Raw genomic sequence first — 23,659 nt, 5'->3', positions numbered from 1 at the left:
ATAACAATGAAACTAAAACATACATTCATCGGTATTCTCTCAACCTGTGCGTTGGGACTCGCCTCCTGCGACCTGAACATCACGCCGGACTCTTACATAGCCGATATCAACTTCTACCAAAATGAAGCGGAAGTGAACACAGCCGTCATCGGTTGTTACGGAGGCATACACGCTCCACTGAATATAGAATGGGCGTTGACGGAACTTCGCTCGGACAACACTCGCATGAACGGCACCCGTTCCAGCAACGACGCATTCATGCAACTGCTGGCACTGGACCTTGGAACAATGGACGCCAGCAACCCGAATATCCGCACCTACTGGGAAGCTACCTATCAGAATATCAATAACTGCAACTCAATACTGAAACCCGAAGTGCTGGCCGTAGTGGAGAACGAAAAGAAACGTGCACAATTCGAGGGTGAAGCTCTCTTTATCCGTGCCTATCATTATTTCAATCTGGTACGTCTCTTCGGCCCTACCTTTCTGGTGACAGAAGAGATCAGTATCGCAGAATCACTAAAGAAAGACCGCAGTTCGGTGCAGGCCACTTATGCGCAAATCATCGACGATCTGAAACGTTCCGTTACGGATTTACAGGACATCACATACAGCTCTAATGATCTGGGACGTGCCACAGTACTGGCAGCCAAATCTCTACTGGCTAAAGTGTATCTTACCCTCGGACGGTATGAAGATGCCAAACCGTTATTAAGCGATGTAGTGACTGCCAAAGGCGAGACACTGAATGTCAAATATGCCGACGTGTTTGATACAACCAAAGAGATGAACGATGATATTATCTTCACTGTACGCTATAAAAGTGGTAGTCTGGGAATCGGTTCTCCGTTTGCCAATACATTTGCACCGCAAAACAGTGGCGCGAACGTAATCACGGGTAGCGGTGACGGTAAGAATTATCCTACGAAAGAAATATCCGCCGCTTACAGCAAAGAGGATTTGAGAAAGGACGTCAGCATGGCAGACAGTTATTATGATAAGAGTAAAGACGTGGAAGCACAAGTGGCTTATGTAAAGAAATTCCTTTCGGAAGTATCCATACGATACGATGCTGAAAATGACTGGCCTGTCATTCGTTATGCAGATGTACTACTGATGTATGCGGAAGTATTGAACGAAGTAGACGGTCCCTCTGCCGGGTTGAAATACCTGAATCTGGTACGTGAACGTGCCGGACTAAGCAAAATCGAGAGTGATGCAGTGACTACCCGTAACGTATTCCGCACCTATCTTGAGAAAGAACGTCGTCTGGAACTGGCTTTCGAAAATCAACGCTGGTTCGACCTCTTGCGTTGGGGCAAGGCCATAGAGGTAATCAACAAGCATATTCAGGAAACCGAATGGGATTTCTATGCAGGCTACACCCAACAGATCAACAAGTTAAAGGATTATCAGTTGATACTTCCGATTCCACAAAGCGTAATCGACAATAATCCGGGCGTCATCACACAGAACCCTAACTATTAATACTAAACGACACTGAATCATGAAAAATAAATTCTATAACCTATTCATCTTCTTCGTTCTCACTGCGCTGGCAGGCTGCAACGAAAAAGAATCGACTGATGTCATCGAGCAGGGTGATCCTCAAATTATAGAGTTCACCCCGACAAGCGGTAAGTTCGGACAGGAAATCACTATCAAAGGAGAATTCCTGCGCGATATACAAAAGGCAACGATTGGTGGCGTAGAAGCTACGATACGCTATAAGCTCTCTCAACAGGAGATTGTTATTGTAGTTCCCGCCAATGCCGGAAACGGGAAAATCGTTCTTAGTACGAAAGAAAAAAAGACGGAAAGCGAGCAGTCATTTACGATTGTATATCCGGTTCCCCAAGTGAAGAATGTTCCTGCCGGAGCGCACGTGGGAGATCAGATTGAAATACAGGGTGAGAATCTGGACATCGTGTCCAAAGTTTGTTTCGGTGATAAAGAGGCTTCTATCTCCTATCAGTCCGAAAGAGAAATTGTAGCAACCATTCCTTTCGTCATCACGGATGCCGCTCCTATCTCCCTCTATTATCTTGACTCTACAGGAGAGCAGTTCACTCAACCGGAGGGTCCTGCTTTTGAGATCATCAAAGATATTCCGACCATTGACGCAATGGCAGAACGGGTGACCGAGGGAAGTCTGATTACCCTCAACGGAACTTTCCTGAATTTGATTGAAAGCATCCATTTCGGGGATGAAGTGAAAGTGACTAACTTCGTTGAGAAGACTGCCAACAGCATTGTATTCCGTGTTCCGGAATTGCCGGAGAGTGCTACTGTGGATGTTCTGGCCAAATATTATGAGGGAACAGGCAGTCTGACACTACGGAATGACTGTTATGTATTTATTCCGAGAGTATTCAGCTATCCGAATCTGAAGATGGGCGCACACCGCAATGAAGATTTCGGTAATATGATTAACGGAACTACCGGACAGGTTTCCACCACTTGTATCCTGAAAGATGTGGATTCCCGTGCCCTGATTGATTTTGCAGCGGTACACAACAGTAATAATGACTTTGCATTGAACGGTCCGCAGAACATAAAAGCTAATTTGAGAAACTACTGGTGTAACGGTACTCCATTGCCTCCATTGAAAAGTTCTTCTACCGAAGCCGAAGTCAACGAAAACTTTGGTGAGTTTACTTCTACTGTCACCAAACTTCTTGTACTTCAGGAAAGCAAAGGATATGGCGAACTGATTAGAAACATTAAAGAAGGAAACATCGAAGAAATATCTCCTACCGACGAGATTACCAAAGCATTATTCAATATTGATATGGATGCGGAAGGTTCCAACTCGGTACGCAGCCGTCAGAAAACGGAAGCAGAGGATAAAGAAGCATCGAATATATACAAGGCAGGCAGTGTCGTTGTGTTCAAGAATCTGAAGAAGAATAAATTCGGTATCATGATTATCCGTTCTGTCAATGTAGATTTTGACGCTGTTAAGGCGACGAATGATGCCAATGCAACGATTACTTTCGACCTGTATTATCAACGTTACTAAAAAAGACGAAAGACAATGAAAAGACAATATAAATTTACCGCATTATCGGCAGTCTTGTTCTGTCTGATAGGTTTGTTGTACGGATGTACCCGTGACAATGAAATTATAATTCCGGAAACGTCTGTCAATCCACTGGCTACGGATTATTCCGTAGCAATCGGTGACGAGGTTACCTTTACCGGGCAGAATATGCATCTGATCTCTAAAGTGGCTTTTGACAATCAGGTGGTCAACATCACCACCGAGCCATCCAACCGTTCACAAACCACGCTGATAGTGGCGGTGCCCGATAATTTTGAAGTGACACAGCATATCTCTGTCGTTGCCACTTACAATTCGGTACACAAACTGACTTTGAGTGATGCATTCGAAGTGGTAGTGCCGGGTGTCACCACTGATGTAAGTTCTGCTACTATCGGAGATAAGATCACACTTACAGGAAAGAATATGCACCTGATTACTAAGGTAAACTTCGGAGATCAAGTGGTATCTTTCGATCCCAATCCGGACCGTTCGCATACTTCACTTATGGTAACCGTACCCTCAACTTTCGATGTAACTAAAAAAGTCCAGTTGAGCGTTACGTATACCACCAATACCGTGAATGTATCTAATGATTTTGAAGTAATCGTGCCACCGGTTATTCCTACTGTCACCACTGTTCTGGAAGGAGAAGTGGGCACAGGAGCCATTATTACGCTGGCCGGAACCAACCTGAATATTATCAAGAAACTAATCGTAAACGGTCAATCTTACGAGTTTACAGCTACCGCTACCAGCCTTTCTTTCAATGCTCCCGAAGACATTACCGAAAATTTAGTAATCGACAACGTAGTATTAGTGTATGACAACGTGTTGGGAGATAATCAGGAACTAGCCGTATCGGGAAGCGTAACTGTGAAACCGACACCTACCCTGCCATACGTCCTTTGGGAGGATATCGAACTGGGAAGTCATGGAACGGAGAATGCTTTCTTTGATGTTACGAATGGACGGACGATGACTCCATGCGATGTAGTCGAACATAAAGAATGGGTTACTTTCGCAATGGATAATACTAGCGGTGCACCCACAGCGCGTCTGTTGAACCCGGCCAATATCGGAACCAATCTTCTGAACAGTCAGTTTTGCAATGGTACAGCTTTGAATCTGAATGATTATGCCATCTGGAAAGAATCCACACAGACAACTCCATTCAAGAAAGTCACAGATGACGCACTGATTACCAAAGTGACAAACGGTGAAATCACCAATATCCGGGATGACATCGGAGATGTGAAAGCGTCTGATATCAAAACAAATACTCCGACTGTTGCAGCAGGAGAAGTGTATTACTTCTATCATAAGGAGAAATTCGGATTGATTTGGGTGAAACAGCTGAATATTCAAACAGACAGAAAACTGAACACCATCATTATGAATGTATATTACGAGAAATAGACAATACAATAAAACGAGTACCCAAAAAGTTATATTATCCCATGAATCTACGAGCGAACTACTCCAAGAGAATCCGTTTGTCACTGGCTTTCAGCATTGTTGCAATGACTGTTTGCGCCCAGAGCATCTGGAATGCGGAACATCTGGAACAAGTGAAAAAGTCTCTCAATCAACCCGCATACAACGCCACTTATCTGAACTTACTAAAGCAGGCAGACAAGGCTTTGAACGCCCACTATCTTTCTGTTATGATGAAAGATAAAACGCCACCAAGCGGAGACAAACACGACTACTTGAGCCAGGCACGCTATTTCTGGCCGGACCCGACCAAGCCGGACGGTAAACCTTATATCAGCCGCGATGGTGTATCCAATCCGGAACTGGATAAACTGGACCGTAACCGCTTGGGAGAGATGGCAAATAATGTCACGACACTCGCACTTGCGTGGTATTTCAGTGGCAAAGAACAGTATGCACTGAAAGCAACCAAACAGATTCGTGTCTGGTTTCTGGATAAGAAAACCTGCATGAACCCACATCTGAAATATGCGCAGGTTGCGCCCGGACATAATAATGATCTTGGCCGTTGCTATGGTGTGATAGATACTTATTCGTTAGTGGAAATGCTGGATGCCGTTCAGCTTCTTGAAAAATCCCGTTCGTTCACCTCGAAAGATTCAGAGCAGCTAAAAAAATGGTTCGGGCAATTACTGGACTGGATTCTGACTAGTGAACAAGGAAAAGAAGAAGCCAGCCGCCCCAACAATCATAGTACTGCTTATGATGCACAAGCCATTGCATTTGCACTCTATACAGGCAATCATAAAGTAGCCGAACGGATACTTCGGGAAGTTCCCAAGAAGCGGGTATTCAAACAGATTGAACCGGACGGCAAACAGCCCGAAGAATTACGCCGGACATTGGCTTTCGGATATTCAGAATTTAATCTGCAACATCTGATAGATATTGCGACTATGGGAGAAAAAGCCCATGTACCTGTTCTTTCTGTCAGTTCTGCTGACGGACGAAGCATTTACAAAGCTGCCGATTTTCTGAAGCCATATCTCGGCAAAGGAGTCAAAGAATGGCCTTACAAGCAAATCAGCGAATGGAACGGTAAACAACAGGAATTATGTAAAGACCTGTATCGACTGTATCTGCTAGATTCCACTCGTACCGATTATTTAAAGGCATATCAGCAGTTCCGGAAAAGCAATCCGAAAGATCTTTTTAATCTTCTTTTCCTGAAAGAGGAAAGTAAATAAACTCTCAAAGACTTGACTTTCGATTCCGAATGTCGTATCTTTACAGAGTTAATGATAAAGTAGTTTCAATTAAACTGCACGTAAAGAGGTTGTGTCAAAACGTTGGCACAACCTCTTTCTTTTTATATATCAAAGAAAAAATCATATTCATAGAGAGGAAAGTTCCCCCACCCCGGCTTTCCTTTCAGTTTTGCCCGGTGTTCATTCTCCTTTAACCCGGTGCATAGCGATCTTCACCTTGCTTCTTACCGGAATTAGAGTGTGCGTTGCCATCTTTTAGAGGCTCTGTTCTCTCCTAACAGACCGTCTGTTCAGGTAAAACAGAGCCTCTATTGAAATAAAACGTAATGTCTGTTTTCCCACTGTCTCTGCCAAGTTAATAATCAATAAAGTTGCTCTTGACAAAAAATAGCTTTATCTTTGGGGTTTGTTAAAGCAGACACAATAGGTATATATTATGAGTGAAAAGATTATCAAATGGGGCTTCATTGGTTGTGGAGAAGTAACCAAGACCAAAAGCGGTCCCGCTTTCCAGAAAGTAGAACATTCGGAAGTCGTAGCCGTGATGAGTCGTGACGGTGCGAAAGCGAAAGCGTATGCCAAAGAGAGAGGAATCAAAAAATGGTATGACGATGCACAAGAACTGATCGATGATCCGGAAGTAAATGCCATCTACATTGCCACTCCTCCTTCCTCACATGCTACGTATGCCATTATGTCCATGAAAGCAGGCAAACCTGCCTATATTGAGAAACCAATGGCTGTGACGTACGAAGAATGTACGCGCATCAACCGCATATCCAATGAAACGGGAGTTCCCTGTTTCGTTGCTTACTATCGCCGTTATCTCCCCTATTTCCAGAAAGTAAAGGAACTGGTAGAGAACGGTACTATCGGTAATATTATCAATGTGCAAATTCGTTTTGCCCAGCCGCCACGCGATCTGGATTACAATCGTGACAACCTTCCCTGGCGTGTGCAGGCTGACATTGCCGGAGGTGGCTACTTCTACGACCTTGCTCCGCATCAAATTGATTTGTTGCAGGATATGTTCGGTTGTATCCTCGAAGCAAGCGGTTATAAGAGCAATCGAGGTGGACTTTATCCTGCTGAAGATACATTAAGCGCCTGTTTCCAATTTGATAGCGGATTGGTTGGTAGCGGTTCCTGGTGTTTCGTAGCCCATGACTCTGCCCGCGAAGACCGTATTGAAATTATCGGTGACAAGGGAATGATTTGTTTCTCTGTCTTTACTTATGAGCCTATCGGCTTACATACCGAAAAAGGACGGGAAGAAATCTGTATCGGTAACCCGGAACATGTGCAACAACCTCTTATTCAGGCAGTGGTCGATCACTTGTTAGGTAAGTCCGTTTGCTCCTGCGACGGAGAAAGTGCAACGCTCACTAACTGGGTAATGGACAAGATATTAGGTAAACTATAACCCGAAAAAAAGCAAAAAAAAGTATCATTTTCTTGCGAAGTTTACTGATACTGTTAAAAAATTAATAGGAATATTCCATTGTATATTGTTAGTTTTTTCTATCTTTGTAAAAAGAAGCAAAGGGAAAATGAAACTAACAATATATTTTTTGTGCCATGACTAGAGAAGACTTAATGCGGAAAGCAATCGAGCTCTCCAAAGAAAATGTTGAAAATGGTGGAGGCCCTTTCGGTGCTGTGATTGCCACGAAAGAGGGGGAAATAGTTGCAACAGGAGTAAATCGTGTTACGGCATCTTGTGACCCAACTGCTCATGCCGAAGTGAGTGCGATACGTGCCGCAGCTGCCAAACTCGGTACTTTTAATCTTAGCGGATACGAAATCTATACTTCCTGCGAACCTTGTCCCATGTGTCTCGGTGCGATTTACTGGGCGCGATTGGATAAAATGTACTATGGAAACAATAAGACCGATGCCAAGAATATTGGCTTCGACGACTCTTTTATCTATGACGAACTGGAACTGAAGCCTGAAGACAGAAAGCTTCCTTCCGAAATCTTATTGCATAATGAAGCCCTTACTGCCTTCAAAGCCTGGGCGGCCAAAGAAGACAGAGTAGAATATTAAAAAACCTCTCACTATTATTAACCTATTAATTACCCCTCAAATGAAAAGAAAAAGCCTTTTATTTGTTATGGCATCAGTATGCCTGTTCAGTTGTCAACAGCAAGAAGAACTGCAAGATCCCAGTAAAGAAGGTATCAACTTTCTTACTACTGTCGACAATGAAAGTATCACTGACGCTGTTACTCGTAGCAGCAGTAACCTGTCACTCCCTTTAAAAAGTAGTTTTTCAGCTGGAGACGTCATTTCAATGTCCGTTTCCGAGCAGGAATATCAGCCTTTTACTTTGGGAGTAGATAACCAAAATTGGAGCGAGACAGCTACAGATTCGGAAGCTGTAACTTTCTATGCTCATTATCCCGAATTGTCCGGTGATGTAACGACTAGATCCCTCTTTAGTCGCTACCGTGACATCAAAGGCGGTTTAGAATATTTGTTTGGCACAGCCCAAGCCAGCAAAGGTTCTAGCAATGTAGCCCTTACATTCAAGCGAATGACTGCGCCCGTTATTCTACTTGATGAAAAAGGCAACCCGTACGAAGGTAAAGCAATCGTTAAACTTTTCTTGAAGAACAAAGGTGTGCAGGATCTTTTCAACGGTAAAATCGAAGCTGACAAGAATGCAACCCCGGAATATATCAGTATCCGGAAAATTTCCGAAGGTATCCTGACTAACTTGATTCCACAGATAATCAAGGCTGGTGAGAAGATTGGTTCTGTAATTGTAGACGATAAGGAAGAACCTATCATCGCAGATCAGGATATTACCATAGAAGCCGGAAGTCCTGTTACGATGAGACTTTACGGAGGCCGCGGAATTATTGATGAACGGACTCCGTTACGCAGATAAAACAAAAGAATAAAAGTGATACTAATAAAAATCCCCGGAACCGCTGTAGACACTCAGCATTCCAGGGATTTTTTACACACAAAAGTTATTATTGAAATTGAAAACTGTCTCTTTATTAGATTAGAAGCGCATACCTACGGTAAGAACCACCTTATGATTATTATTGGTTACCTTTGTTCCTGGTAATTCTAAACTATCAAAAGCATAGAATGTTTCTTTATAAGTGTTATACAAATATGCCATATCCACATAGAAACTTTCACCACGATAACCACAACCGAATGTATAATTATTAGTAGCACCCGGATTAGAGAACTCCGTATCAGTACGCATTGAGTTTACAGGAAGATACTTAAAAGCGTCTGATTTCAAAGGAGCAGTTATATGATTATATCCCAAACGGAATGAAAATTCCGGTGCTAGCTTAAATTCAGCTCCAACACGAAGTGTATGAACAGGCTTCATCATCGCTTTAATGTCTTCCGTCTGACCTAATTCATATCCGTCCGGATCTTTCATTTTAGCTTTAGTACGGTCTGAATATTCATACTCAACTCCCAATGCGACGGAAGAACCGATAGTATATCCCATACTTGCATTGAATTTCCACGGAGTAACTAATTTATATTCATATTCTCCTTCAGTATCATTTCCACGAGCATCATAAGGTCTAGTAATATCATTTAACTCTTCACTCAAGTCGAAACGAAGATAAGCAGTATTCCGCTCCTTCAAACTAAAAAAAGTCGGAGTATGTACAGCTGCACCAATACGGAATGAGGATGACTCAAAAGGACGAAGAATAAAACCTAGTTTAAAATCAACCCCACTACCATCTACCCAAAAGTCATTTCCTAAGGTATATCCTCCATGGCCATTTCCATCCTTATCTGTAAAGTCTTCATTATATTCGCTGGTTCTATCATAGTTCACACTATAAAGTCCTAACGTAGCTCCAACATAAAAACGATCATAAAAATTCAATGCACCATTCAAATCAAAAGAATGAATACCTCCACTTTCTTTCGAACGATAAGACTGACTCACAGCATCTCCTGCTCGAAAATAGGGTTCATATCCCTCAAAAGGAGGTTCTGCATCTGGATTATCAGGATCAACTTCCCCGTAAACAGGATTCACTAAATGAGCATTATATCCCATAATACCCAACCAAGGCAATTCCGGATTTTGGAAAGCATCATCGCTCCTCAAAGCTGCTTCTGTAAATGGATCAAAACCTCCGTATGAATCAAAGTTCACCATATTTGCCATCTGCACTGTTTGAGAGGTATTGAATACTCCACTCATCAGCATACTTCTATTGAATGACTTCATTTTGCGATAATTGAAACCAAAGTTGGCAAATCTCAACGCTGTTGTATTCCCTATTTTTGTAGAGAACACAAATCCGGCATTATCGAATGAACCATGAAACTTGTCAAGACTCGCTCCATTAGCTTTTGTTCCTGTATTATCAAAACCAAATGACACCATAAAATCATTGCTGCGATAAATTCCGATACCGGCAGGATTGGTTCCCATAGTAGTAATATCTCCACCCAAGGCTCCCATAGCACCACCCATACCTACAAAACGAGCAGTTCCATTTAAATCACTTCCCATCCATCGGTTTGCATCATAGATAGTTGTTTGAGCATTTAGAAATCCTACACCTATCAAAAGAATACAAATCGCTAATATTCTATTACTTTTCATAATCAATCTCTTTTGAAATTATAAATTATCTTCTATAGCTACCGCCAGAACTACGTGAAGAGCCACCACCGCCACTACTACGTGAAGAACTGCCACTGCTACCAGAACTGCGAGAATAACTACCACTGCTACCTGATGAGTAGCTACTTCCACTACTTCTTGAATAGCTACCTGAATTGGAAGAGCGGGATGATGATCTATCAGGTGTATAGCTTCGTGATGTAGAAGTTGAACTTCCGCGTGAGTAGCTACTACCGCTACTGCGACTAGTACTTGTTCTGGAATTTCCCGTTGAACTGTTACTTCTAGTATAGGAAGAACCAGAATTACGTGTGCTAGTACCGGAACTACGTGTACTGCTTGGGCGTGTGTATGTTTCCGTATTCCTACGAGAATATGAACTTCCCGAACGAACAGAACCATTACTACTGCTACGAGTATAATCACGTGTTCCTACTACTCTGCTATTTGCACCTGTAGTGGTACCGGAACGACGAACACTTTGTCCAACTGAAGAATTAGTAGGCCGTGTAGTTGATGAACCTGTTCCTCTTCTATAAGAAGTAGAATTATAATTTCTCGAACCTGAATAATAGGAACGGTTATTTCCATTTATCACACTACGTCCGGCATAATAAGGTCTTCCACCTCCGCCCCAGCCCCAGCTAGGACCACCGTGCCAGTGGTGGTGATGTCCCCAATAACCGCCGCCATACCAGCCACCCCAGTAGCCGCCATACCAGCCGCCCCAATAACCCGGAGAATATCCCCAAGCGTAGTAAGGACGATTCCATCCCCAGCCATAGTTCCATCCCCAGCCGTAAGAGCCATAACGCCAATCCCACCAAAGTGGATTACTGAATGTCGGGAACGCATAAGCATACATACCGTCGGTATATACGTTCCAGTCCCATGAATTCGGACCGTAAACTACATCCCAATACAACGGGCTGCTGATGCTGATAGCAAAACGCGGATTGCGGAAACGGATGATACGTTCAGCGTATTCATAGTCGTCTTCCGTACCATTGAATTCGCCTGTCACCCATTCTCCGTCCAAATCCGGATTAGATTTTTCTTTTATATATAAGGTATCATTATCCATTACGAATTCATTATCACGTGCATCGTAACGGCGGTTATATTCATCCACATCCCGTGTTCTTCCCTTACGGTCCTGAACCACTACTGTAGTACCCGGTGAAGTATAGATGTTGGTCACCTGTTTCTTCGTTTCCTTCTTAACCGGAGTTTCTTTCTTCTCCTGTTTGTCTTTTGAAGGAATGAAGTAAAGGTCGTCATCAACGCTTTGTGCCATCAAGCCTATCGGGAGGCACAAGGCAAATAGCAAGAAATAAACAATCTTTTTCATATCATCTCGGTTTATGTAATTACTTAAACTTATTCATGTTACAAAGATAAGGAAGAGATTTTTCGTCCGAGGGAGATTTTCCCCAAAGGATAATAGGGAAATCCCTATTTCTAACTATCTTTGTCCATTATTCACCAGAATTAAAAACAACTATGAAGTATTTTGAGTTCACATTCCGCACCCACCCTTGCACAGAAATCGTCACTGACGTACTAGCTGCCGTACTGGGTGAAGTCGGGTTTGAAAGTTTTGTTGAGTGTGAAGGCGGACTGACCGCATATATCCAACAGACAATCTGTGATGAAAACGCCATCAAGATTGCCATCACCGAGTTCCCCCTACCCGATACGGATATTACTTATACATACACCGAAGCAGAAGATAAGGACTGGAATGAAGAATGGGAAAAGAATTTCTTTCAACCCATCATTATCGGAAACCGATGTGTGATTCACAGCACTTTCCACCAAGATGTTCCCAAAGCGGAATATGACATTGTCATCAATCCTCAAATGGCCTTCGGAACAGGACATCACGAGACTACCAGCCTCATTATTGAAGAATTGTTGGACAGTGAACTGAAAGATAAATCTCTGCTCGATATGGGCTGCGGAACTTCGATTCTTGCCATCCTCGCACGTATGCGGGGCGCACGCCCCTGTACAGCCATCGACATTGATGAATGGTGTGTACGAAACTCCATCGAAAATATCGAATTGAACCACGTAGACGATATTGCCGTTTCACAAGGAGATGCCTCGTCGCTTACAGGAAAAGGACCTTTCGACGTTATCATCGCCAACATCAACCGGAATATATTACTGAATGATATGAAGCAATATGTTGCCTGCATGCATACGGATTCCGAACTCTATATGAGTGGATTTTATGTAGACGATATTGCCGCCATCCGCGAAGAAGCGGAAAAGAACGGATTGACTTTCGTTCATTATAAAGAGAAGAATCGCTGGGCAGAGGTGAAGTTTGTTTATAAAGGATAAGAGTCGGCGGAAGACTCCTGATTGATACAGAAAAAATAGTGACGGTATACGTGCGGGATAGTGACGCTATCCATAGCATATACCGTCACTATTTGTATCGGATAGCGTCACTATCTTATAAAGAGAAACAAAACTGTTACGCAAACTCTTTCTTTACCTGTTGGCACCATGCTTTGATTTTCTTTTCCGCCTGCTCGGACTGATTATCCAAATCGACAACCAACCCGCACCACTGCTCGCCACGCAAGCCTTTTGAACGTTCGAAAGTGTAACCTTCGGAAGAAGTAAAACCGACCAAAGTAGCCCCATCCCCTTCAAAGACTTCTGCCAGCAGACCGATTCCATCTGCAAAATTCTCTGGATAGCGTATCTGATCTCCCAAACCGAAGATAGCCACCTTCTTACCTTTTAATTTCATTGTCCGGAGCTCCGGCAACAGTTCGTCCCAATAAGTAGGAAGTTCCCCGTCAAACCAAGTGGAAGCACCCACAATGAAGCAGTCATAAGCAGCAAAATCATTTTGCCAAGCCTGCTCGATAGGCACCACTTCTATCTTGTCTTCACCAAACTCTTTCTGTATTTTCTCTGCCACCCAACTCGTTCTTTCGGCTTTGGTAGCATAAAATAAACCTATCTTTTTCATAATCCACACTATTTAATATTCCAATAATCTCCGGGCAGCCTCGTATATCTTGGCCTCATCCGGCAGAATTTCCTTTTCCAAAATCGGATTAAAACCGACAGGAGTAAAAGTAGAACCGACACGCTGCACCGGTCCATCGAGATAGCGGAACATCTCTCCACTAATCATAGCAGCAAGCTCCGCACCAAAACCGGAGAATACTTTATCTTCATGAACCACCAATGCCTTGCTCGTTTTCTTGACCGATTCGAATATCGCCTCTTTATCCAACGGAATCAAGGAGCGAATATCAATGACTTCCACTTTCCAGCCACCTTCTTTTTCCAATCGTTCTGCTGCGTGCAGACAGAAATGGGTGGTATTGCCATAGGTAATAATGCTTAAATCTGATCCCTCACGACGAATACGTGCTTTTCCGAAAGGTACTTCAAAATCTTCCGGCACTACTGCCGCTGCTTCTACCGAATTATACAATGCTTTCGGTTCGAGGAACAGCGTGAAGCCTTTGGATCGCATACTGGTACGAAGTAATCCGGCAGCATCATCCGCAAAAGATGGGCAGACAATACGTGCCCCCGGTAAAGTGGTCAAAGCTCCCTCCAGGTTTTGAGAATGATACAAGCCTCCACCGATATAGCCACCGGAAGCCAGACGCAGAGTTATATTCGGAGCGAATTTCCCATTGCTACGCCAGTACTCATGTGTACACTCCACATATTGTTCTACGGCAGGCCAGAAATAATCGGCAAACTCCGCTCCCTCAATCACCACATGAATTTTAGGATCAAAGCGACTCATTCCATTGGCGGTGCCTACAATATAATCTTCCGCAATCGGTGCACTGAATACACGGGCTTCGCCGAATTCCTGCTGCATACCTTTGGTTACATTAAACACGCCTCCTTTTTCCCTGTTTGCCACATCCTGTCCCCAAATAAAGGTATCGGGATTATAGCGGAATTCAGCTTTCAATGTTTCATTAATGGCATTGACTAGAAAAGTCTTCTCCCCTTCCGCCTCATGTGTACCATCTTTATATTTCTGTGGCTGATAAGGTTCGGGCATTACAAAATCATAAATGCTTTTAGGATCGGGATCGGGAGCAGCCAAAGCCTTCCGGTTGGCAGCAGACAATTCTTTCTTTGCATCAGTTTCTATTTGTTGCAGTTCTTCCTCGGTCAGACGTTTATAACGCAGCAGCATCCGGCGGAACTTCATCAAGGGATCAGCATCTTTCACATATTCCAATTCATTCTCATCCCGATACAAGGTGTGCTTATCTGAATTGGAGTGCGAACCGATCCGGACACAATTCGCCTGCACAATAACCGGATTACGGGTACTGATAGCATATTCTCGCGCTTCGGTCATAGCATTCATCGAATCGAATACATCCTTTCCGTTACAATAGATAATTTTCAGGTTCTTGAAGCCCGAGAAGTTCTCGGCTACTTTACGGTTGGCAGTCTGTTCCGATTTGGGTACGGAAATACCATACCCATTATCTTGTATTACAAAAATCACAGGAAGACGTTCGAGGCTGGCACCATTGATAGCTTCATAAACGAATCCTTCGGAAGTAGCCGACTCTCCGTGAGAAGTAATAGCTACGCCTTTATGTCCATAATATACCATTGCTCTGGCCACACCTGCTGCGTGAAGGTCGTGTGTACCAGTAGCAGAGGAGATGTTTTCAATGTGCCATTCCGGTTTGGCGAAATGGTTCGACATGTGACGTCCTCCGCTACCTGGGTCCGTTGCTTTGGAAATACCGTTCAGGATAACTTCTTCAGCGGTCATTCCGGCGGAAAGCACGGTTAACATATCCCGGTAGTATGGAAACAGGAAATCTTCACCGAGAGTGAATACCTGACCGACAGCAAGTTGAATACCATCATGCCCTGCATAGGGAGCATGATAAGACCAACCCAAAGATTGCAACAGGTAAGACGGTGCCTTTTCGTCCAAGGCACGCCCCAATGTCATCAGATGATACCACTTTTTCAGGGTTTCTACATCTGTAGTCTTTATATCATATTTCTTTTTCATGAGTAATGAAGTTCTTAATGAATGAAACAATCAGTTATCAGCCTTTCCAATTTTCGAGATAGTCGGCTATAAAATGCAGGAAGTTACCTCCCAACATTCCGTCTACTACCCGATGATCGTAAGACAAAGACAAGTACATTTTATGCCGGATTGCAATCGTATCACCCTCCGGAGTTTCTACAACAGCAGGTTTCTTCTCAATATACCCTACTCCCAAGATAGCAACTTGCGGCTGATTAATGATTGGCGTACCGAACAGGCTCTTGAATGTACCAAAATTGGTTATCGTAAATGTACCCCCATCAATATCTTCCGGCATTAATTTGTTATCCCTTGCTTTCAAGGCCAAAGAATCGATGGCAACAGCCAACCCGTTCAGATTCAGATGATCGGCATCATGCACCACAGGAACAATCAGATTTCCATCATTCAAAGAGACGGCAATACCGACATTAATATGCTTTTTGAAAAGAATATTGTATCCATCTACCGATACATTCACCTGTGGATAGGCAGCCAATGCTTTTGCCACGGCTTCCGTTATCACAGGCATATAAGTCAGTTTCACTCCTTCGCGACGGAAGAAAGCGTCTTTATTCTTTTCACGCCAACGTACCAATTTGGTAACGTCTACTTCTACTACATTGGTCACGTGAGGAGATACTTTCTTAGACATAACCATGTGGTCGGCAATAATCCGGCGGACACGATCCATCTCTTTTACTTCGACTCCAGGCATTGCTACAGGAGCAACCTTCGGACTTGCCTGTTCAGAAGAAACAGCAACTGATGGTTTGCTTGCGGCCGGAGCAGCAACAACAGATGCCGGCTTCGGTTCAACACTACCTCCTCTTTTCTTCTTTTCAATATAATCTTTTATATCTTTCTTACTCAATCGCCCTTCATAACCAGTTCCTTGTATAGCATCCAGCTCTTCTTTCGGAATTTTAGCTTCCCGCGCCAACTGAATCACAACAGGAGAGTACCAACGTTCTTCCTCTACAACAACAGGTTTCGATGCAGTATTCGCTGATTCGTTCCTAGCAGTTTCCGCTAACGATGGTGATGTTTCAGAAACATTTATCGGCTCCGTTCCTGAAGATTCTTCTCCATCCAAATCAATTATAGCGACTACTGTTCCTACAGCAACCGTATCGCCCTCCTTATATAAAATCTCCACCACTTTTCCCGCTACGGGAGAAGGGATCTCCGCACTTACTTTGGCAGTATTCACTTCAAAAAGCACATCGTCTTCCTGAATCATATCACCTACCTTTACAGACCAAGAGACGATTGTCCCTTCGGTTATACTCTCGCCCAACTTAGGCATTTTTATTTCGAATTTTGACATAGACAGTAAATTTATTATTCAACCTTGATATATTACAACAACGGGCTGAAATAGAAAGTTTTAAGTTAAGTAAATTTTAACCGGATGCTGACAAAGCCAGCCCGGACATCAACGACTATATATCCACTCTTTCTGAATATATTTCCCTTCCCGGAGCTGATTAACAGCCTCTATTTCCTTCCCGGTAAAAGCACTGACAGATTGGGACTTACTGAAATACTGAAAAGCCTTCTCTTTAAAATCAGTTACAGTTCCCTCCGGTAAATAACTCCGAATATTGGTTACCTCACTCCGAACGGAAGGAACGGCATATACTGACGATAAAGTTTCATCATCAACCATCAGTTCCGGATTCAAAGCTTTATGCAATGCTGTCAGATCCGTATCATACAATAAAGTGCAATGATACAACACCCGATTCTTATGTACGCATTGCGCACTCCCTGATATTTTCAATCCATTCAGATAAATCCCCAGTCGTTCGCCTCCTTTTGCCATCAGGCCTATAGAGTTCAGGAAATCCAATGTCCGTTGCAAGTACGTAACAAATTCCGGCAATCGGGGAGCCGTTTCTATAAAAGTCAGATTGATATTGCCCAAATCATGGTACACCGCTCCCCCACCCGAAAAACGACGGGCAATATGTACTCGTTCCTGTTCCGCCCATTTCTTATCGACTTCCGACCGCAACCGCTGATGCTTACCTATTACCACAGAAGGAGTATCCTGCCAAAGCATGAAAATATCTTCATTTCCCTGCTTCAACAGATACTCTTCTGCTGCCAAGTGAAAGTAAATATCAGTAAACGGACTATAGATACATCGAATCATAGATCAAGCGGAATAAGAGTTAAAACATAATTTCGTGATAGATCTCTCCAACCGTAGGATGTGGAAACACAGTCTTCTGGAATTCCTCCACCGTGTACCCTCTCTGAATAGCAATACCTGCTATCACAATAAGTTCTGATGCCGGATTTCCCAACATGTGACAACCGATAATCTTCCCATCTTCATCCTGAATCAGCTTACAGAGCCCGTTTCCCTGTTCATTCTCCGCAACGAAGCGTCCGGAATAAGCCATCGGTAATTTCGAAATACGGTAAGGAATTCCTGATTTTACCAGTTCTTCTTCCGTCTTTCCCACTCCCGCCACTTCAGGGTTGGTATAAACGACTCCCGGAACACAATCGTAATTCATCCGGTCTTCCACTCCTAAAATATGATTGATGGCGACTTCCGCTTCACGGATAGCAGTATGCGCCAATAAAGAGTAGCCTGTAATATCACCACACGCATATACACGAGGATGCGAAGTCAACAGATGTTCGTCTACTTTCACTCCATTCCGATGCAGTTCTATATTCAGCTTGTCCAGTCCCACCTTGGATAGATTTGCCTTACGTCCTACACTAAGCAAGATCTTCTCCGCTTCAATAGCAGACATCTTGCCTTCTTTTTCTATCACAACTCCATGAGGATTTACTTCCACCACTTTCGTATTCAAATAGAAAGTGACTCCCCGTTTGGCATATTCGGCACGAAGCATACCACTGGTTTCCTTATCCATCGCTCCCAGAATCTCCGGCATCATTTCTACAACATGTACTTTCACGCCCATACTGTTGAAGAAAGAAGCAAACTCCATCCCGATCACCCCGCCACCAATAATGACCAGTGTCTTAGGGAGTTCCTTTATCTCCAAGGCCTCCTTGGAAGTCCAATAACTGATTTCTGACAGTCCCGGTATAGGAGGAATCACTGTATCAGAGCCGGTACATACCAGCAAATATTTCACGGAATAGGTTTCTCCGTCACAAGTGATTTGTATTTTCCCCTCTTTCTCTCCTTCTATCAGAGCTTCCTTTTCTATAATAGTCACTCCGTAAGAACTCACAGTCATCTTCACACCGCCCGTCAACATTTTTACTGTTTTATCTTTACGGCTCATAATCTTGGATAAATCGAACGAAGGAGATTCGGCAGAAACGCCGTATTTGGAAGCACTCTTGATGCTATCCAGTATTTTAGCAGAATATAACAAAGTTTTAGTAGGAATACACCCCTCATTGAGACATACTCCCCCCATTGCCTTTTTCTCAAAAAGAACAGTTTTTAATCCGTTGGCCCCTGCCCGTTCGGCAGCTGTGTACCCGGCCGGACCACCACCAATAATAGCTATATCAAAGTTCATAATCGTATTTTTTAGTAATAATACGATTATAACAAATATGAGAAGAGATAAGTTGTAGGGAAAAGAAATACCCGTTACTTAATTGTCAACTTTTTAAGTTCCTCTAACGAGCCATTAAACACATTCAAATCTACGTCTTCTTTAATGCCGGGAACACTTCCTACATCCGTATGTTGCCAAAAGTGCCATTTCCCCTGATACCGCACAGAGTCCACATAATAATGGGCAATCCAATAAGGGTATGCATTGAAGATAGAGTCGTCCAGGTAACGGGTTTTAAATTTATAAGAAGTGTATAGAATAGGCTTCACTCCATAATGAGATTCCACCCGGTCCAGCCAGCGTTTGATGCCTTGCTGTAATTCCTTTTTTTCCTTCCGCCCGGTCACTTCCACATCAAGTACGGGAGGTAAATCACCGGAAACAAGTTTTACCGTGCGAATAAAGAAGTCCGCCTGTTTCAAAGCATCCGTGCTCGGAATATAAAAATGATAAGCGCCACGGATAAATCCATGATTACGGGCATTGGCAAAATTTGCCTCAAATGTGGTATCGTTATGATCTCCTCCTTCTGTGGCCTTCATAAAGACGAAATGTAAAGGAGTAGCCGTCTCCTTATTCTGCAACAGCTTCTTCCAGTCAATCTTTCCCTGATAGTGAGAAATGTCAATACCATGAATATCATATCCGTCAGGGATGCAGACACCATATTCCTTTAAGCCATGGCAAGGTTTCCATCGATAAGCATAAGGGCGGATAAAGAAATAATAGAAAGCGACGGAGAAACAACCGACAATCATCACTGCCAGAATATTACGAAGCCAGGTAGGCATCACAGTTCGATGCTTCACCTGTTCCTTTTTTGAAGTACGGGAAGTCTTGGAAGAAGAGGTCGTTCCCTTTCTTTTAGTGGTGGAAACAGTTCTTTTCTTCTGTACGGCAGACATCGGGTTGTTGCGTTGTGGCATTTACTTTAAACGATCAATGTTTTTAGAGATAGGCACGGATTACACGGAATACAGGGTTATAAGAAATAACTAAAAACCGTATTAATCCGCGTAATCCGTGCCTGAAAGAACCCTTCATTGCAGCTGTTGTATTAACAACTACTTTGAAATGTATTTATTTAGCTTGTTCCAGTTGCAAAGTCTTAGTTGCCTGGTCGCAAACTTCTGTAGGACCGAAGTATTGGATCGGACCCGGATATACATAATCCGTTTCGATAGCCCAACGTTCGCGTTGTGCAGCAAATGCTTTGAAAGGAGCACCATCCAGTTTTACCAATGCTTTCTGGATAACCGGCTTCATTTCACCGTGACGACGTTCCATGTTCATCATCATGGTAATAGGCACACCACCAGCAATCCATTCAGCAGCAGGAGCTGTTGTGTTACGTACAGAAGACATATAACCAGTCTTACCGTTAGCAATCAACATAGAAGCTGTGTAACCCAAAGAGTAGCAATAGTCAGCGTCAAAATTTGACGGAGCAGCACAACGTCCTTCATAACCGAAGAAGTGGTGTTGAGCAGCAAATTTACCAACATACTTGCCTTCTTCTTTCCATGCAGCCAACTTAGTAGCTACCATTTCAGACAACAGTTTTTCAGTTTCGATCAATGATACCTGAACGTTTCCGTGCGGGTCACGATCCAAAGTCAACTGACGGGCAACACCTTCCGGCAGACTAGCATAAATAGCAGAGTTTTCCGGAGAAAGTTTGCGGATGATATAATCACGTTGGTGAGATTTCTTAATCTGACCGAATTCTTCAGCATTAGCAGCCAGGAAGTCATTCAATTCAGCAATCAGACGTTTCATGGCAGGAATGAACTCTACCAATCCTTCCGGAATCAAAACTGTACCGAAGTTGTGTCCTTGTGCTGCACGGTCTGCTACCACTTTAGCGATAGATGTTACTACATCGTCCAAAGACATATCTTTTGCTTCCACTTCTTCTGAAATGATACATACGTTAGGCTGTACTTGCAAAGCACATTCCAGTGCGATGTGAGAAGCCGAACGACCCATCAATTTGATGAAGTGCCAGTATTTACGTGCAGAGTTACAGTCACGTTGGATGTTACCGATTACTTCAGCATAAGTCTTACAAGCTGTATCGAAACCGAAAGAAGTTTCAATCATATCGTTCTTCAAGTCACCGTCGATTGTTTTCGGGCAACCGATTACCTGTACACCATACTTCTTAGCAGCATAGTATTCAGCCAATACACAAGCATTTGTATTAGAGTCGTCCCCACCAATAATAACCAGTGCCTTGATGCCCAGTTGTTTGATGATTTCAAGTCCTTTTTCAAACTGGCTTTCAGCTTCCAGCTTCGTACGTCCGGAACCGATGATATCGAAACCACCTGTGTTACGGTATTCGTCGATGATATCAGCAGTCAGCTCCATATAGTTGTGATCTACCAGACCACCAGGACCCAGAATAAAACCATATAATTTGTTTTCCGGGTTCAATTTCTTGATACCATCGAACAAACCGGAGATTACATTGTGTCCGCCCGGAGCCTGACCACCGGAAAGAATTACACCTACATTCATAGCAGGAAGAGCAACAGCTTCACCAGCTTCGAATGTAATCAACGGCATTCCATACGTGTTCGGGAATAATGCTTTGATAGCTTCCTGATCGGCTACAGATTGAGTAGCAGCACCTGCTACAGCCTTAACAGCTCCTGATGCCAATGCTTTCGGAAGTTTGGGCTGGTAAGCAGCCCTTGCGATTTGCAATGCACTTTTAGTCATTTTCTTTAATTTTTTATTTAAAGGTGTTAGTAAGTTTCTTGTCAAACTTGAAAAGCGTTGCAAATTTCGCATTTTTTTCCGAATTATAAAAATTCTTCTTCTGTTGTTTTTAAGACAAAAGAAAGAAGAAAGAAAAATTAAGAGGTTGTGTCAAAACGTTGGCACAACCTCTTTTATATTTTACAGTTCTGCTATATTTTCTTTTGGCTATGCTGCTTTTTCCTCATGCATTTGGCAACAAGTTGCTATATTCCAATTATATCGGGTTATAAATAGTCCCATAAACATATATTTGGCAACTGTAATGAGCCCCTTTCCTTCTTTTATCAGTTTAGCACACATTTTTTTGATATTAAAGGCTATAGCAAAGAAAGCAAAGTCCATTGTAACCTTGTCTTCTCCCACATGCCGGAATCTTCTGTATGCCATGTTGTATTTCATTTGTCCAAACACAGCCTCTGGTTCTATACACCTCCTGCCTCTATGCTTGATACCTTCTTCTGAGAGCAACCTTTCCCGTGCCTGCCGTTTGTATTGATTTAATCGGTGGTTGACTTCTATAATACGGTTCCCCCGAGCTTTAAAACAACTGCCACGCAAAGGGCAACCTTCGCATCTTTTTGCTTTATACCGGGCACTTTCGATGATGTATCCGCTCGCTGTCTTGTCACGTTTGGTTCCTATACGGTTCATGTGCTGTCCCATAGGACAAACGTAATAATCCTCTTGGGCATTGTAATGGAGACTTTCGGCATGGAATGGGTTGGGAGTATAACGAGGACGCTGTTCTTTATGGAAGTAATTATACTTGATGAAGGCTTCTATCCCATTCTCCTGCATGAACCGGTAATTTTCTTCCGAACCGTAACCGGAGTCTGCCACACAGATATTCGGTAAACGGTTATAGCGGTACTGGAAAGAGTGGAAAAAAGGTATGAGGGTCAGTGTATCGGTAGGGTTGGGAAACAGACGGAAGTCTGTGATGAATTGGTTTTCAGTACCTATTTGCAGATTATATCCGGGTTTGGTCTGCCCGTTCTTCATGGCATCTTCTTTCATGCGCATGAATGTGGCACCAGGATCGGTCTTGGAATAGGAGTTACGTTCTCCAAGGGTATCAAGGTGATTGTCGTATTCTATCAGCTTGTCACGATACCCTTCAAGTTCCATGACCTGCTTCTTCTTTTTGCGCAGGGCTTTCTTTTCTTCCTTATCCTTTGTTGCAGGCTGGCGTTCCAGGGCTTCTTTAAGTTCATCCACTATGTCAGAGAGCCTGCAGGGAGTAAACTCCACGGATGTGTCTTTTATAGAGTTCTCCTGTGCAATGGCTTCATCCACCTGTTCCAAGAGAATACGGATTTTATCCATTAGTCTCGTACGGTTCCGTTCGACTGTCTTGCGCCAGACAAAAGTATATTTGTTGGCTTTGGATTCAATCTTGGTGCCGTCGATATACTCCACATCAAGGCTGATGAAACCTTTATCGGCAAGGACAAGAACCAACTGGGTAAATACATTATTTATTTCCTCCTTTACACGGTTACGAAAACGGTTGATCGTGATAAAATCCGGATGCTCATTACCGGCAAGCCAAATATAATGAATGTCACGAAGGAGGTGCTTCTCTATTTTACGGCAAGAATAGATATTATTCATGTAGGCGTAGATTATCACCTTAAGCATCATTTTAGGATGATAAGGACAACGGCCCGTTTCCTTATAAAGCTTCTTGAAACTCTCAAGATTGAGATTGTCAATAACAGCATTCACGATGCGGACCGGGTCGGTCGCAGCTATGTTTTCATCAATTCTTTGTGGAAAAAGAACGGTTTGGTTGGGAATGTAAGGACGAAAATGTAACTTTGCCATAACGAAAAACTTTATACCTAAAGATACGAAAACTTTGGGTAATAACAAAGC

General features: G+C 43.2%; 18 protein-coding genes. 8 read left to right on the top strand and 10 right to left on the bottom strand.

Features of this window, described 5'->3' with window-relative positions; all coding sequences use genetic code 11:
• Positions 1-6 precede the first annotated feature (6 nt).
• From Bovatus_RS00820 to Bovatus_RS00790, 7 genes are all read left to right on the top strand, one after another.
• A complete protein-coding gene (locus Bovatus_RS00820) occupies positions 7-1,488 on the top strand; it encodes a RagB/SusD family nutrient uptake outer membrane protein (protein ID WP_004297404.1) in 1,482 nt (493 codons plus the stop codon).
• 19 nt (positions 1,489-1,507) lie between these two features.
• The gene (locus tag Bovatus_RS00815; protein ID WP_004297403.1) at positions 1,508-3,022 is read left to right on the top strand and encodes an IPT/TIG domain-containing protein; all 1,515 of its coding nucleotides are present in this window, start codon (positions 1,508-1,510) and stop codon (positions 3,020-3,022) included.
• A 15-nt stretch (positions 3,023-3,037) separates the two neighbouring features.
• Positions 3,038-4,462 (top strand): hypothetical protein, encoded by a 1,425-nt coding sequence (locus tag Bovatus_RS00810; protein WP_004297402.1) that lies wholly within the window; start codon positions 3,038-3,040, stop codon positions 4,460-4,462.
• Between the two features lie 41 nt (positions 4,463-4,503).
• Entirely contained in the window at positions 4,504-5,727 is a 1,224-nt protein-coding gene (locus Bovatus_RS00805) for an alginate lyase family protein (protein WP_004297401.1), read from the top strand.
• A 457-nt stretch (positions 5,728-6,184) separates the two neighbouring features.
• Positions 6,185-7,171: a Gfo/Idh/MocA family protein gene (locus tag Bovatus_RS00800; RefSeq protein WP_004297399.1), complete on the top strand. Its 987-nt coding sequence runs from the start codon at positions 6,185-6,187 to the stop codon at positions 7,169-7,171.
• Positions 7,172-7,326: 155 nt separating this feature from the next.
• On the top strand, positions 7,327-7,797 hold the full coding sequence (locus tag Bovatus_RS00795; protein ID WP_004297398.1) for a nucleoside deaminase: 471 nt from the start codon (positions 7,327-7,329) through the stop codon (positions 7,795-7,797).
• A gap of 40 nt (positions 7,798-7,837) precedes the next feature.
• Positions 7,838-8,644, top strand: coding sequence for a fimbrillin family protein (locus tag Bovatus_RS00790; protein WP_004297397.1), 807 nt, complete (start codon positions 7,838-7,840; stop codon positions 8,642-8,644).
• 120 nt (positions 8,645-8,764) lie between these two features.
• On the opposite strand, the gene Bovatus_RS00785 is transcribed toward Bovatus_RS00790, so the two are convergent.
• A complete protein-coding gene (locus tag Bovatus_RS00785; protein ID WP_004319328.1) occupies positions 8,765-10,360 on the bottom strand; it encodes a hypothetical protein in 1,596 nt (531 codons plus the stop codon).
• 25 nt (positions 10,361-10,385) lie between these two features.
• On the bottom strand, positions 10,386-11,732 hold the full coding sequence (locus Bovatus_RS00780; protein WP_004297394.1) for a hypothetical protein: 1,347 nt from the start codon (positions 11,730-11,732) through the stop codon (positions 10,386-10,388).
• Positions 11,733-11,884: 152 nt separating this feature from the next.
• On the opposite strand from Bovatus_RS00780, the gene prmA reads away from it, so the two are divergent.
• Entirely contained in the window at positions 11,885-12,733 is an 849-nt protein-coding gene (gene prmA / locus Bovatus_RS00775) for a 50S ribosomal protein L11 methyltransferase (protein WP_004297393.1), read from the top strand.
• A gap of 136 nt (positions 12,734-12,869) precedes the next feature.
• Here the strand turns inward: prmA and Bovatus_RS00770 are convergent, their stop codons facing one another.
• The 8 genes from Bovatus_RS00770 to Bovatus_RS00735 form a co-directional block, all read right to left on the bottom strand.
• The gene (locus Bovatus_RS00770) at positions 12,870-13,376 is read right to left on the bottom strand and encodes a flavodoxin (protein ID WP_004297392.1); all 507 of its coding nucleotides are present in this window, start codon (positions 13,374-13,376) and stop codon (positions 12,870-12,872) included.
• 12 nt (positions 13,377-13,388) lie between these two features.
• Positions 13,389-15,425, bottom strand: a complete 2,037-nt coding sequence (locus tag Bovatus_RS00765; protein WP_004319330.1) for an alpha-ketoacid dehydrogenase subunit alpha/beta — start codon at positions 15,423-15,425, stop codon at positions 13,389-13,391.
• A gap of 37 nt (positions 15,426-15,462) precedes the next feature.
• Positions 15,463-16,776 (bottom strand): dihydrolipoamide acetyltransferase family protein, encoded by a 1,314-nt coding sequence (locus tag Bovatus_RS00760; protein WP_004297390.1) that lies wholly within the window; start codon positions 16,774-16,776, stop codon positions 15,463-15,465.
• 108 nt (positions 16,777-16,884) lie between these two features.
• On the bottom strand, positions 16,885-17,607 hold the full coding sequence (locus Bovatus_RS00755) for a lipoate--protein ligase family protein (RefSeq protein WP_004297389.1): 723 nt from the start codon (positions 17,605-17,607) through the stop codon (positions 16,885-16,887).
• 19 nt (positions 17,608-17,626) lie between these two features.
• The gene (gene lpdA, locus Bovatus_RS00750; protein ID WP_004297388.1) at positions 17,627-18,970 is read right to left on the bottom strand and encodes a dihydrolipoyl dehydrogenase; all 1,344 of its coding nucleotides are present in this window, start codon (positions 18,968-18,970) and stop codon (positions 17,627-17,629) included.
• 74 nt (positions 18,971-19,044) lie between these two features.
• The gene (locus tag Bovatus_RS00745; RefSeq protein ID WP_004297385.1) at positions 19,045-19,938 is read right to left on the bottom strand and encodes a glycoside hydrolase family 25 protein; all 894 of its coding nucleotides are present in this window, start codon (positions 19,936-19,938) and stop codon (positions 19,045-19,047) included.
• A 154-nt stretch (positions 19,939-20,092) separates the two neighbouring features.
• Positions 20,093-21,739, bottom strand: a complete 1,647-nt coding sequence (locus Bovatus_RS00740; protein ID WP_004297384.1) for a diphosphate--fructose-6-phosphate 1-phosphotransferase — start codon at positions 21,737-21,739, stop codon at positions 20,093-20,095.
• Positions 21,740-21,946: 207 nt separating this feature from the next.
• Entirely contained in the window at positions 21,947-23,608 is a 1,662-nt protein-coding gene (locus Bovatus_RS00735) for an IS1182-like element ISBf3 family transposase (RefSeq protein ID WP_004296258.1), read from the bottom strand.
• Between the last annotated feature and the right edge of the window lie 51 nt (positions 23,609-23,659).

This window comes from Bacteroides ovatus, assembly GCF_001314995.1.
Taxonomy (GTDB): Bacteria; Bacteroidota; Bacteroidia; order Bacteroidales; family Bacteroidaceae; genus Bacteroides; species Bacteroides ovatus.
The sequence above is the reverse complement of the archived record's forward strand: the minus strand, read 5'-3'. Positions and strand labels throughout refer to the sequence as shown.

Coding starts and splice junctions, on each gene's coding strand:
- Bovatus_RS00795 (WP_004297398.1), top strand. CDS start 7,327: ATGACTAGAGAAGACTTAATGCGGAAAGCAATCGAGCTCTCCAAAGAA.
- Bovatus_RS00820 (WP_004297404.1), top strand. CDS start 7: ATGAAACTAAAACATACATTCATCGGTATTCTCTCAACCTGTGCGTTG.
- Bovatus_RS00785 (WP_004319328.1), bottom strand. CDS start 10,360: ATGAAAAGTAATAGAATATTAGCGATTTGTATTCTTTTGATAGGTGTA.
- Bovatus_RS00810 (WP_004297402.1), top strand. CDS start 3,038: ATGAAAAGACAATATAAATTTACCGCATTATCGGCAGTCTTGTTCTGT.
- Bovatus_RS00780 (WP_004297394.1), bottom strand. CDS start 11,732: ATGAAAAAGATTGTTTATTTCTTGCTATTTGCCTTGTGCCTCCCGATA.
- Bovatus_RS00790 (WP_004297397.1), top strand. CDS start 7,838: ATGAAAAGAAAAAGCCTTTTATTTGTTATGGCATCAGTATGCCTGTTC.
- Bovatus_RS00805 (WP_004297401.1), top strand. CDS start 4,504: ATGAATCTACGAGCGAACTACTCCAAGAGAATCCGTTTGTCACTGGCT.
- Bovatus_RS00770 (WP_004297392.1), bottom strand. CDS start 13,376: ATGAAAAAGATAGGTTTATTTTATGCTACCAAAGCCGAAAGAACGAGT.
- prmA (WP_004297393.1), top strand. CDS start 11,885: ATGAAGTATTTTGAGTTCACATTCCGCACCCACCCTTGCACAGAAATC.
- Bovatus_RS00815 (WP_004297403.1), top strand. CDS start 1,508: ATGAAAAATAAATTCTATAACCTATTCATCTTCTTCGTTCTCACTGCG.
- Bovatus_RS00765 (WP_004319330.1), bottom strand. CDS start 15,425: ATGAAAAAGAAATATGATATAAAGACTACAGATGTAGAAACCCTGAAA.
- Bovatus_RS00745 (WP_004297385.1), bottom strand. CDS start 19,938: ATGCCACAACGCAACAACCCGATGTCTGCCGTACAGAAGAAAAGAACT.
- Bovatus_RS00735 (WP_004296258.1), bottom strand. CDS start 23,608: ATGGCAAAGTTACATTTTCGTCCTTACATTCCCAACCAAACCGTTCTT.
- lpdA (WP_004297388.1), bottom strand. CDS start 18,970: ATGAACTTTGATATAGCTATTATTGGTGGTGGTCCGGCCGGGTACACA.
- Bovatus_RS00740 (WP_004297384.1), bottom strand. CDS start 21,739: ATGACTAAAAGTGCATTGCAAATCGCAAGGGCTGCTTACCAGCCCAAA.
- Bovatus_RS00755 (WP_004297389.1), bottom strand. CDS start 17,607: ATGATTCGATGTATCTATAGTCCGTTTACTGATATTTACTTTCACTTG.
- Bovatus_RS00760 (WP_004297390.1), bottom strand. CDS start 16,776: ATGTCAAAATTCGAAATAAAAATGCCTAAGTTGGGCGAGAGTATAACC.
- Bovatus_RS00800 (WP_004297399.1), top strand. CDS start 6,185: ATGAGTGAAAAGATTATCAAATGGGGCTTCATTGGTTGTGGAGAAGTA.